14 protein-coding genes are annotated in these 14,256 nt (G+C 62.1%); 5 read left to right on the top strand and 9 right to left on the bottom strand.

Annotated features, from left to right (window positions below):
- Positions 1–15: 15 nt before the first annotated feature.
- From AC1DUB_RS09705 to AC1DUB_RS09745, 9 genes are all read right to left on the bottom strand, one after another.
- A complete protein-coding gene (locus AC1DUB_RS09705) occupies positions 16–1,143 on the bottom strand; it encodes a porin (protein WP_477729385.1) in 1,128 nt (375 codons plus the stop codon).
- A 228-nt stretch (positions 1,144–1,371) separates the two neighbouring features.
- The gene (locus AC1DUB_RS09710) at positions 1,372–2,367 is read right to left on the bottom strand and encodes a Bug family tripartite tricarboxylate transporter substrate binding protein (RefSeq protein WP_477729386.1); all 996 of its coding nucleotides are present in this window, start codon (positions 2,365–2,367) and stop codon (positions 1,372–1,374) included.
- A 71-nt stretch (positions 2,368–2,438) separates the two neighbouring features.
- On the bottom strand, positions 2,439–2,573 hold the full coding sequence (locus AC1DUB_RS09715) for a hypothetical protein (RefSeq protein ID WP_477729387.1): 135 nt from the start codon (positions 2,571–2,573) through the stop codon (positions 2,439–2,441).
- A 53-nt stretch (positions 2,574–2,626) separates the two neighbouring features.
- Complete coding sequence (locus AC1DUB_RS09720) at positions 2,627–3,049, bottom strand: acyl-CoA thioesterase (protein WP_477729388.1); 423 nt, start codon at positions 3,047–3,049, stop codon at positions 2,627–2,629.
- A 14-nt stretch (positions 3,050–3,063) separates the two neighbouring features.
- Positions 3,064–3,849, bottom strand: coding sequence for an SDR family NAD(P)-dependent oxidoreductase (locus AC1DUB_RS09725; protein WP_477729389.1), 786 nt, complete (start codon positions 3,847–3,849; stop codon positions 3,064–3,066).
- 94 nt (positions 3,850–3,943) lie between these two features.
- Positions 3,944–5,194 (bottom strand): thiolase family protein, encoded by a 1,251-nt coding sequence (locus AC1DUB_RS09730; protein ID WP_477717483.1) that lies wholly within the window; start codon positions 5,192–5,194, stop codon positions 3,944–3,946.
- A gap of 18 nt (positions 5,195–5,212) precedes the next feature.
- Positions 5,213–7,069: a feruloyl-CoA synthase gene (locus AC1DUB_RS09735; protein ID WP_477729390.1), complete on the bottom strand. Its 1,857-nt coding sequence runs from the start codon at positions 7,067–7,069 to the stop codon at positions 5,213–5,215.
- A gap of 84 nt (positions 7,070–7,153) precedes the next feature.
- A complete protein-coding gene (locus AC1DUB_RS09740) occupies positions 7,154–7,948 on the bottom strand; it encodes a crotonase/enoyl-CoA hydratase family protein (RefSeq protein ID WP_477729391.1) in 795 nt (264 codons plus the stop codon).
- A gap of 578 nt (positions 7,949–8,526) precedes the next feature.
- Positions 8,527–9,297 (bottom strand): FadR/GntR family transcriptional regulator, encoded by a 771-nt coding sequence (locus tag AC1DUB_RS09745; RefSeq protein WP_477717480.1) that lies wholly within the window; start codon positions 9,295–9,297, stop codon positions 8,527–8,529.
- Positions 9,298–9,479: 182 nt separating this feature from the next.
- Here AC1DUB_RS09745 and AC1DUB_RS09750 point away from each other — a divergent pair, with 182 nt between their 5' ends.
- The 5 genes from AC1DUB_RS09750 (at position 9,480) to AC1DUB_RS09770 (ending at position 14,122) form a co-directional block, all read left to right on the top strand.
- On the top strand, positions 9,480–10,289 hold the full coding sequence (locus AC1DUB_RS09750; protein WP_477717479.1) for an NAD-dependent epimerase/dehydratase family protein: 810 nt from the start codon (positions 9,480–9,482) through the stop codon (positions 10,287–10,289).
- A 4-nt stretch (positions 10,290–10,293) separates the two neighbouring features.
- On the top strand, positions 10,294–11,214 hold the full coding sequence (locus tag AC1DUB_RS09755; RefSeq protein WP_477729392.1) for an SMP-30/gluconolactonase/LRE family protein: 921 nt from the start codon (positions 10,294–10,296) through the stop codon (positions 11,212–11,214).
- A 45-nt stretch (positions 11,215–11,259) separates the two neighbouring features.
- Positions 11,260–12,252: a TRAP transporter substrate-binding protein gene (locus AC1DUB_RS09760; RefSeq protein WP_477717477.1), complete on the top strand. Its 993-nt coding sequence runs from the start codon at positions 11,260–11,262 to the stop codon at positions 12,250–12,252.
- A 101-nt stretch (positions 12,253–12,353) separates the two neighbouring features.
- Complete coding sequence (locus AC1DUB_RS09765; protein ID WP_477717476.1) at positions 12,354–12,842, top strand: TRAP transporter small permease; 489 nt, start codon at positions 12,354–12,356, stop codon at positions 12,840–12,842.
- Complete coding sequence (locus AC1DUB_RS09770) at positions 12,833–14,122, top strand: TRAP transporter large permease (RefSeq protein WP_477717475.1); 1,290 nt, start codon at positions 12,833–12,835, stop codon at positions 14,120–14,122. Before AC1DUB_RS09765 ends, AC1DUB_RS09770 begins: the two co-directional genes overlap by 10 nt.
- Positions 14,123–14,256: the final 134 nt, after the last annotated feature.

Consider the following 14,256-nt stretch of genomic DNA (forward strand, 5'->3'; position numbering starts at 1 on the left):
CAAAGGTCTCTGCGCTTAGAACCTGTGGTTGATGCCCACCATCGTCCCGGTCTGCGATCCACCCAAAGCGGGGTTGCTGCCAGGTGCACCGCCACTGACAGAAACGTTGGTCTGGCTATCGTTGCGAATCGTGCCGATTTGAGCGTACAAGGTCGTGCGTTTGGACAGCTTGTACAGCGATCGCACCGCCAGCAGGGTGGAGTCAAAGTTGTCGACGTTCTTGTAGTTCAGCTTGGCGAGAGTTCCGTCAATCGTCCAGGCCGGAGAGACTGGGTAAGCGGCTGCGACGTACCAAAGGTCGCTTTTGGGTCGCGTCGCGCTGCCGTCGTTGTTGCGGCGAATGACACCACCGCCGACCTTGACGCTGGCCAGATTCACGTATCCGTTCACCGTCAGCCGGGAGTCGGATTTGGAACTGCTGGTCAGGCCGGCAGGCAGCACCACATCCGTGGCGCTGGCAGGCGTGCGGCCGTTCAGTGTGTCATAAGCCAATGCTGCGCCCCAGGTCTTGGTGTCGTATTTCACCATGGCCGACCACTCGCGGCAGGCCTGGGAGTCGGTCCCGCTCTCGCCGGGGCAATTGGTTCCAGCGGGCGAGGGGCCGGCATTGACGGTGTCACGGCCCAGGCTGTAGGTAGCGCCTACGGTGAAGTCGCTGAATTTGCCTTTGTACGCTATTGAATTATCGATGCGTGAATTGGGGATGTAGCTGTCCAGAGAGCCGAGTCCATAGATGCTGGGCCCCACAATATCCGAATCCAGCAGGGACCAGAACAGCATGGTCCATTGACGGCCCAGCGTGACAGCGCCCCAATCACCACTGAGTCCCACCGTCGACTGGCGTCCGAATAGACGGCCACCTTGGCCCGAAGCGCCGGTGTCCGGGGCAAAACCCATTTCAAGCGTGTAGATGGCGCTCAAGCCAGCGCCAAGATCTTCTGTGCCACGCATGCCCACCCGGGAAGGAAGGATGCCGGTATTGGAGGGCATGCGCGTGATGCGGCCGCCAGCCGGCGCGACGTTGCTGACAGACTCGACGCCAGCATCGAAGATGCCGTAAAGGCTGACACTTTGCGCTTGAACAGCACCTGCAGTGGCCAGTCCGGCCAGTCCGGTCAGGGTGATGAGGGAGGAAATTTTCATGCTTGTCTCGTGGTGGTAGTGGTTGATTTTTCGACCAGGCCATTCCTGGAATGTCGTTGCTCATTGGCAACTGAATCTTTCAGCGGATTCACAAGTTCCCGGAATGTCATTGGCCTCTAGCAGCTGAAATTTGAACCCCCTGCAGCATCGCAACAGTGGGCTGGTAGTGCATGGATCGCCGTCGCGACTCGTCAGTCAGTCAGACATCAGCCAGACATGAGTCAGGCATCAGGATTCGGCAGTGAAGCCGATTTTTTTGATCAGCGGACCCCAGCGGTCAAACTCCAGTTTTTGGCTGCGTGCCATGTCTTCAGGGCTGCCGCCAAACGGGATCAGTCCCACCACCGTCAACGAATCAATGACGGATTTGTCCTTGATCGCGAGGTTGATCGCCGCGTTGGCTGCCGCAATAACGGCTGCGGGGGTTTTCGCAGGCGCGTAAAAACCGAACCACTCTTCGACTGTCAGGTCGGCAAAGCCCTGCTCGGCGAAGGTAGCGACTTCGGGTACGAACGGTGAACGCTGTTTTCCGGATGTTGCCAGGAGGCGCAGCTTGCCGGCCTTGTGGTTGGGAATGAAATCGCCGTGCGGTGTGACCATCGCGGCGAGCTGTCCGCCAACAACATCGGTCACGCCAGGCACTGACCCACGGTAGGGCACGTGCTTGAGCTCAACGTTGTTGTTCATGCCCAGCAAGGCACCAATGAAGTGAGGGGTTGAGCCGGCCGCGGGTGAGCCATAGCTGGCGTCTTTCGGGTTGGCCCTGGCCCATGCGAGAAAGTCCTGGACGTTCTTGACCGAGCCTGGCACAAGGGGCCCGACAGCCAGGCCATGATGCATCACGGAGGCGGTCCCTACAGGTACAAAGTCCTTGAACGGGTCATACGCCAGTTTTTTGTAGATGTGCGGATACAGCGACATGCATGAGAACGGTGTCATCGCCAGGACGGACCCGTCCGCCGCGGCCATCTTGAGCCCTTCCAGCGCAATGCGGCCACCGGCTCCGGCCTTGGTGTCCACGATTGCGTTGTTTTTGGCGTAAGCGGTACCACCGAGCCTGTCGCCCACGCGGCGCGCGCAAATGTCGCCTGAGCTGCCGGCCGGAAAGCCATAAAGAATCTTGACCTGCTCCAGCGCCTGCGCGAAGGCGGAAAAAGGCGCGAGGCCGGCGGTCGCTGCTGCGAGCGCCGCCGAGGTCTGAATGAAATTGCGACGTGTTTGCATGAAATGTCTCCTTGTAGTTAGGTAGGCAGGGGAAGCGAGGGAAGTGAATGGACTCGTGGAACGCAAGCGCATCAAGACTCGGCGAAAAGGCCCAGGGTCTTGATCAGGCGGCGCCATTCCTCGGCGTCCGTCCCGAGCAGATCGGCCGATTGCGCCATGCTGCGCGCCACGTCTGGTTGCAGGCAGGCGGCGCGGTGTGTCGTCACGGGCTGGTCTCGTTGATTTAAAAAAGCAGGTTCTTGAAGATCAATGGGCTCAGCTACTCACAGCACCTGGCCTTGATGTCTTCCGGAATCGGGATGGCCTTGATGCGGTCGGGTTCGCCCGCTGGGCGGACCACGAAGGCGCGGGTTTCGCGGCCTTCGCACAGCACTTCTTCGCCGCGCTTGACGATGTGTTTCTGGATGAACACCTTGTCGCGCCACTCCTCGATGCTGGTGTGGATGTGCAGCGTCTGGCCGTAGGTGGCGGGGCGCATGAACCTGGTGTGGATCTCCAGCAGGGGCGTGCCGACGATGCCGGTGGTCTTGACGAGTTCACGCCAGGGGGGCACGCCGCACTCCATGAAAAAGTGCAGCGAGGCGGCGTCCATCCATTTCGAAAAGTTGGGAAAGAACACGATGCCGGCAGGGTCGCAGTCGCCGAACTGCACTTTGATGTCGTAGACGGTGGTTTTGCTCATGAGGGGCTCCCGGGTCAGCGTGGCGCCATGCGCAGAGCGCCGTCGAGACGAATCACTTCGCCGTTCAGGTGCATGTTGGTGACGATGTGGCTGGCCAGTTGGGCGAACTCTTCCGGTTTGCCCAAGCGCGGAGGAAACGGGATGCTCTCGGCCAGCGACTGCTGCACCGGCTCGGGCAGGGCTCTCATCAGCGGTGTCGCAAACAGGCCGGGGGCGATGGTGCAAACCCGAATGCCGTGCAGCGCCAGATCGCGGGCCATGGGCAAGGTCATGCCGACGACCCCACTCTTGGACGCGCTGTAGGCTTGCTGGCCGACCTGGCCATCAAAGGCGGCCACCGAGGCGGTGAATACCATCACGCCGCGCTCGCCGTCTTCCAGCGGTGCCAGCTTGGCGCACTCTGCCGCAAACAGGCGGGCTGCGTTGTAGGTGCCGACCAGGTTGACGCTCACCACGCGCACAAAGTCCTCCAGCGGAGCGGGTGAGCCGTCGCGGCTGACCACGCGCCTGGCACTGCCAATGCCGGCAATGCTCATCAGGATGCGGGCCGGGCCATGCGCGGCAGTGGCTTTGGCCATGGCTGCCTGCAGGCTCTCGGTGTTGGTGATGTCGCATTGGCAGGCGACGGCGCTGCCATCCCCATGCGCCGCGTTGATCTCGGCGGCCACCTTGTCAGCGTTGGCGAGGTTGACGTCAAGCACTGCGACTTTTGCGCCCAGGCCGGCGAGTTCGCGCGCAGTGGCTTCGCCGAGCCCGGAGCCGCCGCCCGTGACAAGGGCGGCTTGTCCTTGAATATTCATGTCAGGCTTTCAAAAATTCTGGTTTGCTACTGGTTTGCTATTTAGTGACGCAAGGGCATTTACAGGAGGAGATGTCCAATGCGTCCAATGCTCGTCAGGCCGCGCCCGGGTTTTCCAGAAGCAGCGCAATGCCTTGTCCACCACCGACGCAGGCCGACGAGATGCCGTAACGCACGCCGGCACGCTGCATCTCGCGCGCCAGCGTGATGGTCAGGCGCACACCGGTAGCGGCCAGCGGGTGGCCCAGTGCGATGGCGCCGCCGTTGACGTTGAGCCTGGTCATGTCCAGCCCCAGTTCGCGGCCCACGGCCAGCGTCTGCGCACCCTGGGCTTCGTTGATCTCGAAACGGCCAATCTGGTCCAATGTGAGTCCGCAGCGCGCCAGCAGCAGGCGGATCGCGGGTGCCGGGCCTATGCCCATGATCTCGGGCGGCACGCCCACGGCGGCTGCGGCGACCACGCGTGCGAGTGGCTTTTTGTCATGGGCCCTGGCATAGTTGCCAGACGCCACGATGGCCGCGGCAGCGGCATCGACCAGCGCCGCGCTGTTGCCGCCGGTCTGCACGCCGCCTTCATACACGGGGCGGAGTTTGGCCAGCACTTCGGGCGGGGAGATGCGGGCGTGGGTGTCCTGCGCCACCTCGGTGATCTTGCCCTGCAGCGTGATGCCGCGCGGCTTGTAGCCTTCGAGTTCAAATTTTTCGGTGACCACGGGTGCAATTTCGCCGGCATGAAAGCCCGCCTGCTGCGCGGCGACAGCCTTGGCAAATGACTGCGAGGCGAATTCGTCCACCTGCTCGCGCGTGATGCCGTATTTCTTCGCCAGGTTCTCGGCGGTCTGGATCATGTTGATGCCGGCCGCCGGGTCTTTGAGCGCCTCCCACATGAAGTCCTTGAAGCCCACTGGCGCGCCGAGCTTGAAGCCGTTGCGGTGGTCAAACGCTGCAATCGGGTTGCGTGTCATGCTCTCGGTGCCGACCAGCAGCGCGGCCTCGGCAGTGCCGCTCTGGATTTGTTCCCCCGCCTGGCGAAACAGCTCAAAACCCGTTCCGCAAATGCGCTGCACCATGATGGCCGGCACTTCCATGGGCACGCCGGCATACAGGCCGATGTGACGCGGGAGAACAAACTGGTCAAAGTCACCGGGTGCCATGTTGCCGGCAATCACCGAATCGATGTGCTCAGCGCTGACGCCCGCGCGGTGCAGCACGGCGCGTGCTGCCTTGATACCCAGATCGGTCGGCGATACGTGGCCCAGGGCACCGCAGTAATCGACCAGGGGGGTGCGAACGCCATCGAGCATCCAGACATCGTCGAACGCGTTGAAAAATCCTTTGGAGGTCATGAGCGGCTTTCGATGTTTTCAGAGGGAGGGCTTGACGATGTAGCGCAGTTCATCGGCATGCAGGGCCACCACGGTTTCGGCCCGATGCGTCAGCACGGCGCGCTGGTTGATGGAACCCTTGTCGGTGATCTCGCCGCGGTCAATGGTGGGAGGGTCTGGCAGCAGACACAGGCGTGCGATGCGGTTGGCGCTACCGGTAGCCGATCGTGCGAGCTCATCCACCACCTTCTGGAATTGCGCCAGCACGCCGGGGCTGTTCAGTACATCGGCCATGGGCGCGTTGGCGTCCAGGCCACTCAAGGCCCTCACGGCCTGGGTAGGAAACACCATGGCGCCCACCTCCTTCATATTGAGCCCAGTCAGTACCGCGTCCTGAATGTAGGGCGCACCGGCCGCAATGATTTTTCCGCGCAGCGGCCCCACGCTGACGAAGGTGCCGGTGGCGAGCTTGAAGTCCTCGGCGATGCGGCCATCGAACCTGAGGCCCAGGTGGATGTCGGTCTCGTCAATCCATTTGACCGCGTCGCCAGTGCAGAGAAATCCTTCTTCATCAAAGGCCTTGGCGGTCTCCGTGGCGTCGCGCCAGAAGCCCGGCGTGATGTTGGGGCCCTTGTAGCGCACCTCGATCTTGCCTTGCACGTCTACCAGCTTGAGTTCCATGCCGGGTGCCGGCACCCCGATGTCGCCGGCTTTCACGCTGGAGTTGGTCACGAAAATCGCGAACGGCCCGGACTCGGTCATGCCAAGGCCCGTGGCCATCACGATGCGCTCGCCGATTTCCTTTTCCTGGGATTCATACAGGCTGTCCCACACCGCCTGGGCCAGCGCGGCGCCTGCGTAGAAGAACATGCGGACGCGCGACAGCAGCTTGCCACGCAAGGCGTCGTCCGTCTTCATCGCGTCGGCAATGGCCTCGAAGCCGGTCGGCACGTTGAAATAGATCGTGGGCGCAATTTCGCGCAGATTGCGCAGCGTCTCATGCATCAGCGCTGGCGTGGGCTTGCCGTCGTCGATGTACATCGTGCCGCCATGGAACACGACCATGCCGAAATTGTGGTTGCCGCCAAAGGTGTGGTTCCAGGGCAGCCAGTCCACCAGCACGGGCGGCGCCTCGGTCAGCACTGGCATGGACTGGGCCATCTGCTGCTGGTTGGCGCACCACATGCGCTGCGTGTTGATCACGGCCTTGGGTAGTTTGGTTGAACCGCTGGTGAAGAGGAACTTCACAATGGTGTCCGGACCGGTAGCCTGTATGGCCTCATCCACGGCCGGCGTGGCCATTGTTTCAACCAGGTCAGAAAACGGCGTTGTCTCACGCCCGGTGATCTCGCCGGCCGTCAGCACGACCTCCACGTCGGCGCCGACTGTGGCCGTGATGGCCTTGCCATAGCGTGAGGCGTCCGCAGCAAAGACCAGTCCAGGCGTGACCGTCTTCAGCACATGGCGCAGTTTGTCGTAGTCCTGGCTGACGAGGGAGTAGGGGGGCGAGGTCGGCACGAAAGGCACGCCGGCCACCATGCAGCCCAGCGCCAGTAGCGCGTGTTCGAGGTCGTTCTCGGACAGGATGACCACCGGGCGTTCCGCGCTCAGGCCGCGGTTGACCAGCGCCTGGGCGATACTGCGTGCGCTGGCCCAGGCTTGTGCGTAGCTCACATGCCGCCAGTTACCCGTGCTGCCATCGGCAAGCTTTTCGCGACGCGCCATGAAGATGCGGCCGGGCGCCACCTGCGCCCAGTACTGCATGCGGTCCGTCATGCGGATGGGGTAGTCCAGCAGGGGTTGCTCGGCGCGCAGGTAGTGCACGCCAGGCGCACCGTCGCGCAGATTGACGCGGGTGACGCCAAAAGTCAGGGGGCGAAATTTCGGGCTCGTCATGCTTGTCTCTTCCGGGGGCGTTGCGTTTTATTTTTTTGCTGTTGGGTTGGGTTGGGTTGTGTGGTCGCGTTGTGCCGCGCTGTGTCAGGTTTTTTGCACCTTGTCGGCCCGGCCCTCGAGGAAGGCGCGAACACGGTCCTTGGCCTCCGGCGCGCTTTGGGCAATCGCCGCCATCAAGGCTTCCGTCAGGTAGCCCTGCTCGGCCGGCTGCTCGGCAATCCGGGGCAGGGCATGCATCAGTGCGTAATTCGTCAGAGGGGCGTTTTGCGCCACACGCGCGGCCAGTTCCATGGCCTTGTCAAAGGCCTGGCCTTCGGGCACCAGGTACTGCGCGAAGCCGGCGCGTTCGCCGTCTTGCGCGGTGTAGACCCGGCCGGTCAGCATCATGTCGGTCATGCGTGCGACGCCGATCAGTTTGGGGATACGGACCGATCCGCCGCCGCCGACAAAAATGCCACGGGAACCTTCCGGCAGCGCATAGAAGGTGGACTCGTCGGCGACGCGGATGTGGCAGGCGCTGGCCAACTCCAGCCCGCCGCCGACCACGGCGCCTTGCAGCGCGGCAATCACCGGAACCGGGCCGAACTGCACCCGTTCGAGCGCGGCGTGCCACATGCGCGAATGGTGCATGCCCTGGCCCGCGTCGCGCTCCTGCAGTTCGCCCAGGTCCAGGCCGGCGCAGAAGTGCGCGCCTTCGCCGTGGATCACGGCAGCACGGATGGTCGTGGGCAGTTTTTCGAAGATGTCACGCAAGGCCAGGATCAGGCTGTCGTTGACGGCGTTGCGTTTGGCAGCGCGGCTCAGGTGGATCACCGCGATCTCCTGGTGGTCGCCGCGAATGTCAAGCTGGATGTCGGTGGAAGAGGTGTTGGACGTCATGGTCAGATTTTTTTCGAAGTGAATGAATTGTGGTTATAAAACATAACTAATTCAATTGTCTTTCTTGCTTGTTTTCTCGGTGTTTACCCGCAGATCGAGTAAAGATCCGGACCCGGTCATCGGAGGGAAGCGCGGCGACCAGGGGCGGGGCGGCTCGTATGAGCCGGGCGCAAATGCCCTTGGGATGAATCGGGGGGAGGGGGGGGCGTGCTTACGCAGGAGACGGGAGCGAAACGCCGGTGTTCATCTCCATCACACCCCCGGTACGGAAATGCAGAAATGGGGCAGTTGATTTTTGCCTGCCACTTGTTCGCTGGCGCCGCTACCTGACCGATGAAGCAGCCCTGAAATCAAACGCCGCGGACACAGCGGGGCCAGCGGGTGATTCGCCGTATTTGATGAAATCGGGACGTTGGGGCCCGCGGAACTGCGGCAGTGTTTGGAGGCGGGGGCAGGGCCGATGGTGGTCGGCGGATGAAGTCACTTAGTTGTATGTTGTCGTACAACGTATAGACTTCGCACACCCACCAACCGTTATGCCCTCATAAGTGCCGCCGTGACGGTACCGCCGCGACGAGTCAGCCCTGGGTCGTGCGCCCCTCCGGGGTCTGCATCGCGAGCACGTTGTTGCCTCGGCGCAGGCGTTCGCGGCTGTTGGACAGGTGTGTCCGCATGGCGGCGCGTGCGGCCTCGGCATCCTGATTGCTGATCGCGCTGTAAATGCTTTCATGCTCGCTGTGGACGCGCTCCAGGTAATTCAGGCGGCCCTCTGGCGCCTGGTGCACGATGCTCACGCGCGTGCGCGGAATGATCATGGTGCCCAGGTAGGTCATCAGATCGGCAAAGTGCCGGTTGCCTGTGGAGCGGGCGACTTCCATATGAAACTGGAAGTCGGGCGGCACCGCGTCGGAGTCATCGTTGATGGAGTCCTGAAAGGCGCGCAGTGCATTTTTCATGGCCAGCAGGTTTTCAGGCGTTCTCCTCTGTGCAGCCAGGCCTGCAGCCTCGGTTTCAAGGCTGATGCGCAACTCCAGCACCGAAATCACATCGGCCACCGTGGCGAAGTCTTCCGCCATGATCTTGAAGTTGCCGGTCTCTTGCGGCGGTAGCACAAAGGTGCCTATGCCATGCCGGGTTTCGACCAGGCCAGACGCCTGGAGCCTGGACAGCGACTCCCGAACCACGGTGCGGCTGACATCGAACCGGGCCATGATTTCCGCCTCGGTGGGGAGCTTGGCGCCGGGCTTCAACTGCCCGTCCCGGATGCTGGCGGCCAGGCTTTCAACGATTTCGCCGACCAGCCCGCGCGGGCGGCGCATGCGAAGCGGCGCCTCGTGAGGGGGCGGCATATCGGGCTCGGGTTGGCTAAGGGTTTTCCTTGAATTCATTAAAAAACCGTTGACAAGCTAAAGAAGGGATTGGAGAATTCCAGTCGTCAGACAACCTATGACTGATGAGATGTTGGGTTGACTTTAACAAACTTCAAAAAAAAGTCCAGTTGCAATTGGCAATTGGATCCGGAATGCCAAAAATGACCATCAAAGTTCATGAAAAACTGCTGTTGACCGGCGCCGCGGGCGGTTTGGGCAAAGCCCTGCGCGAGCGTCTCAAGGCCAATTGTTCGGTGCTCCGGCTGTCCGATGTCCAGCCTTTCGGCGATGCCGCTGCGGGCGAAGAAGTGGTGCTGGCCGATCTGGCCGATGCGGCGGCCGTCAATGAGATGGTGAAGGGGGTGGATGCCATCGTTCACCTGGGCGGCGTGTCCGTCGAAGGGCCGTTCGGGCCCATTCTGCAGGCCAATATCCTGGGCGCCTACAACCTCTACGAGGCTGCGCGCAAACACGGCGTCAAACGCGTGGTGTTTGCCAGCTCCAACCACGTCACCGGCTTTTACCGCCAGGACCAGACGATCACTGCGGATCATCCGCCGCGGCCCGACGGCTTTTATGGGCTGAGCAAGGCTTTTGGGGAAGACCTGGCACGCCTCTACTTTGACCGCTACGGCATTGAAACCGCCTGCGTGCGCATCGGCTCTTCATTTCCCGAGCCGAGGGACCGCCGCATGCTGGCCACCTGGCTGAGCTATGACGACCTGCACCGCCTCATCACGGCCTGCCTGACAACGCCGGTGCTGGGCCACAGCATCATCTTCGGCATGTCGGATAACGCGGTCACCTGGTGGGACAACAGCCGCGCACGCCATATCGGCTATGTGCCGAAAGACAGCTCGGATGTTTTCCGCGATGCGGTTTACGCGCGCACTCCCCAGCCGGATCTGAACGATCCGGTTGCCCAGTACCAGGGCGGTGGTTTTGTCGTGGCCGGTCCTTTTGGCGATTGAAGGCATGAGCATCATCACGAGTGCGACGCAGGCCGAGCTACTGCTCGATGCGCGCAATGCCACGGGCGAAAGCCCCGTATGGCATGCAGACGAGCAGGCGCTGTATTGGGTCGATATTCCTGCGCGCAAGCTGTGCCGCTGGCAGGCCGACACAGGGCGTACCAGCCACTGGCTGGCGCCCGAAATGCTGGCCTGCATCGCCTCGCGGGGTCCGCAGGCCGGCTGGGTGGCAGGCATGGAAACCGGTGTGTTTGAACTGCAGCCGCATGAAGACGGCCGTCTGGATGTCCGGCTGCTGGCCGGGGTGCGGCATGCGCAGGCCGGCATGCGCTTCAACGATGGCCGCTGCGACCGCCAGGGGCGCTTTCTGGCTGGCACCATGGTGCTCGACATGGCATTGGGGGCTGCGGCAGGGTGCCTCTACAGCCTTGAAAAGAACAGCGAGAACAGCGGACCAAAAAAACTCCTGGGTGGCTTCATCACGCCCAATGGCTTGGCTTTCARCCCGGACGGGCGCACCATGTACCTGTCGGATTCCCATCCATCAGTGCAGACCATCTGGGCATTTGATTACGACACTGATAGCGGCACACCGTCTAATCAGCGGGTGTTTGTTGACATGAACCCGCTGCCGGGGCGGCCCGACGGCGCCGCTGTCGACGAGGATGGCTGTTACTGGATTTGCGGCAATGACGCCGGTCTGGTTCACCGCTTCACGCCCGCCGGCAAGCTGGACCGCTCCATTGCAGTTCCGGCCGCCAAGCCTGCGATGTGTTGCTTTGGCGGCCCTCGCATAGACCAGCTTTTCATCACCACGATCACCCCTGCGCAACCCGTGGCGGGCTATGACCCGGCACTGGCGGGCGCGGTGTTCGTGGCTCATCCCGGCGTTCGCGGCATTGCCGAAACGCCGTTTTCGCAGTAGCTTTCCCATTTCAACGCGCAACCATAACTCAGGAGACATCGCATCATGACAAACAGAACTCCCCGCATTTCGGCTATTCGCTCGGCCGCCCTTGCCGCTTTGCTGGCGGGCCTCGGCATGGGTGCTGCCCAGGCCGTCGAGTTCCGCTCGGCCGATACGCACAACGCCGATGACTACCCCACCGTGGCCGCTGTCAAGTACATGGGTGAACTGCTCGAGAAAAAGAGCGGCGGCAAGCACAAGATCAAGGTCTTTAACAAGCAGGCCCTCGGCAGCGAGAAGGAAACCATCGACCAGGTCAAGATTGGCGCGCTCGACTTCACGCGCGTCAATGTCGGCCCGATGAACGCCATCTGCCCGTTGACCCAGGTGCCGACGATGCCGTTTTTGTTCAGCTCCATTGCGCACATGCGCAAGTCGCTCGACGGCCCGGTCGGTGACGAGATCCTGAAGAGCTGTGAGTCCGCCGGTTTCATCGGCCTGGCGTTTTATGACAGCGGTGCGCGCTCGATCTACGCCAAAAAGCCGATCAAGACCGTCGCTGATGCCAAGGGCCTGAAGATCCGCGTCCAGCAGTCGGACCTGTGGGTCGCGCTGGTCAGCGCGATGGGCGCCAACGCCACGCCCATGCCTTATGGCGAGGTCTATACCGGCCTGAAGACCGGCCTGATTGACGCCGCCGAGAACAACATTCCGTCGTTCGATACGGCCAAGCACGTGGAAGCCGTGAAGGTCTATTCCAAGACCGAGCATTCGATGGCGCCCGAGATCCTGGTGATGTCGAAGGTGATCTATGACAAGCTGCCCAAGGCCGAGCAGGACATGATCCGCGCGGCGGCCAAGGAGTCGGTGGCATTTGAGCGCCAGAAGTGGGATGAGCAGGAAGCGAAGTCATTGGCCAATGTCAAGGCTGCTGGCGCCGAGATCGTGGAAGTGGACAAGAAGTCGTTCCAGGCCGTGATGGGCCCGGTCTACGACAAGTTCATGACCACGCCAGACATGAAGCGCCTCGTCAAGGCGGTTCAGGACACCAAGTAAACCTGCGGGGCAGGCCACGCCTCCTGCCGCAAGGCGGGGGGCTCCTGTCTTCCCTTCCTTTGCGGGGAGGTGGGACGGTCAGGTCAGAAAAAGATTAATCCATGTACACAAAATTTTGCGCGACGCTGTCCAAAGTCAGCCTGGCTCTGGCTGTGATCGGACTGCTCGCGGTTGTCCTGTGCGTCCAATGGCAGGTGATCGGACGCTACATTCTCAATGACACGCCGACCTGGGCCGAGGCACTGGCCCTGTTGCTGGTGCTGTTCGTCACCGCATTCGGCCTGGCGGTCGGCGTGCGCGACGCCGGCCACATTGGCCTGGAGTCCCTCGTCGTGCTGCTGCCCGAGAAATGGCAGCACCGCATCGAAATACTGATTCATTTTCTTGTTGGCAGCTTTGGTGCGCTGATGGTCTACGGCGGCTGGTTATGGATGGCCGCGAAATGGGACGAAAAGAAACCCATGTTGCCCGTCCCGGACGGAATCGACTATTTGCCGATGGTGATTGCCGGCGTGCTGATCGTCCTGTTTTCAATTGAACATGTGATCGCGCTGCTGCGCGGCCAAGTAGTGGAGCCCGCATGGAACTGACCGTACTCGCCCTGAGCTTCACGCTCTTCCTCGTGATTGGTGTGCCGGTCGCGTTTGCGATCGGTCTGTCATCCGTGGCCACCATCATTGCCGCGGGTCTTCCGGTTGCGGTGGTGTTCCAGAAAATGGTTGGCGGCATGCAGGTGTTCTCGTTCCTGGCCATTCCGTTTTTTGTCTTCGCCGGCGAGCTGATGCTCTACGGCGGCATTGCCGAGCGCATCGTGCGCTTCGCCAACAGCCTGGTCGGCCACGTGCGCGGGGGCCTGGGCATGAGCAACGTGATCGGTTGCACGCTGTTCGGTGGTGTCGCTGGCTCGCCACTGGCTGACGTGTCGGCGATGGGCTCGGTGATGATCCCGCTGATGAAGAAGGAAGGCTATGACGCCGACTATGCGGTCAACGTCACCACGCACGCCGCGCTGGTCGGCGCCATCATGCCGACCTCGCACAACATGATCATCTTCACGCTGGCCACCTCCGGGATCGCCTCGGTCAGCGTGCTGAGCCTGATCCTCGCGGGCCTGGTTCCTGCGGTGATCCTGACCCTGTGCAACCTCGGCGCGGCTTACTACGTGGCCGTCAAGCGCGGCTACCCCACACGCGGCGCTTTCCCCGGCTGGGGTGAGGTGTTGCGTGCCTTCGGTGCTTCGCTGCCGGGCCTGCTGGTGGTGGTGATCATCCTCGCCGGTATTTTGTCGGGCGCATTCACGGCCACCGAGTCGGCATCGATCGCCGTGGCCTGGGCGCTGGCGATCACGGTGTTTGTCTACAAGACGCTGACGTGGGAGAACTTCCTCAAGGCCTGCACCAAGGCTTGCAAGACGACCGGTGTGGTCCTGCTGCTGATTGGCATCTCGGCCGCCTTTGGCTACTTCATGGCGCTGTACGAGGTGCCGCAGCTGACCGGCGAGCTGATGAAGTCGGTGAGCAGCGAGCCCTGGGTCATCTTCCTGATGATCAATGTGCTGCTGTTCGTGCTCGGCACCTTTCTCGACATGGCGGCGACCATCCTGATCTGCACGCCGATCTTCATGCCGATTGCGATGCAGTTCGGCATGGACCCGGTGCAGTTCGGCATCGTGATGCTGATCAACTGCGCGCTCGGGCTGAACACGCCGCCGGTCGGGACGGTGCAATTCGTCGGCTGCGCCATCGGCGGCATCTCGGTCGGCCAGGTGATGCGTTCGATCGCCCCCTTCTACGGCGCGCTCGGTCTCTGCCTGCTGCTCGTGACTTATGTGCCGGCTTTCTCGTTGTGGTTGCCGGCGCTGTACAAGTAAGCGTTTTCGTTTGAAGATAGTCTCACCATGACCAATCCTCCTGCACAGGCCGCATCGCAGGCCACATCTCAGGCTGCGTCGCGGGCCGAGCCGCAGGCTGTCCCGGGCACCGCGACAAAGAAGGTCCCGCTGTA

This window comes from Polaromonas sp. P4_F9 (assembly GCF_056401235.1).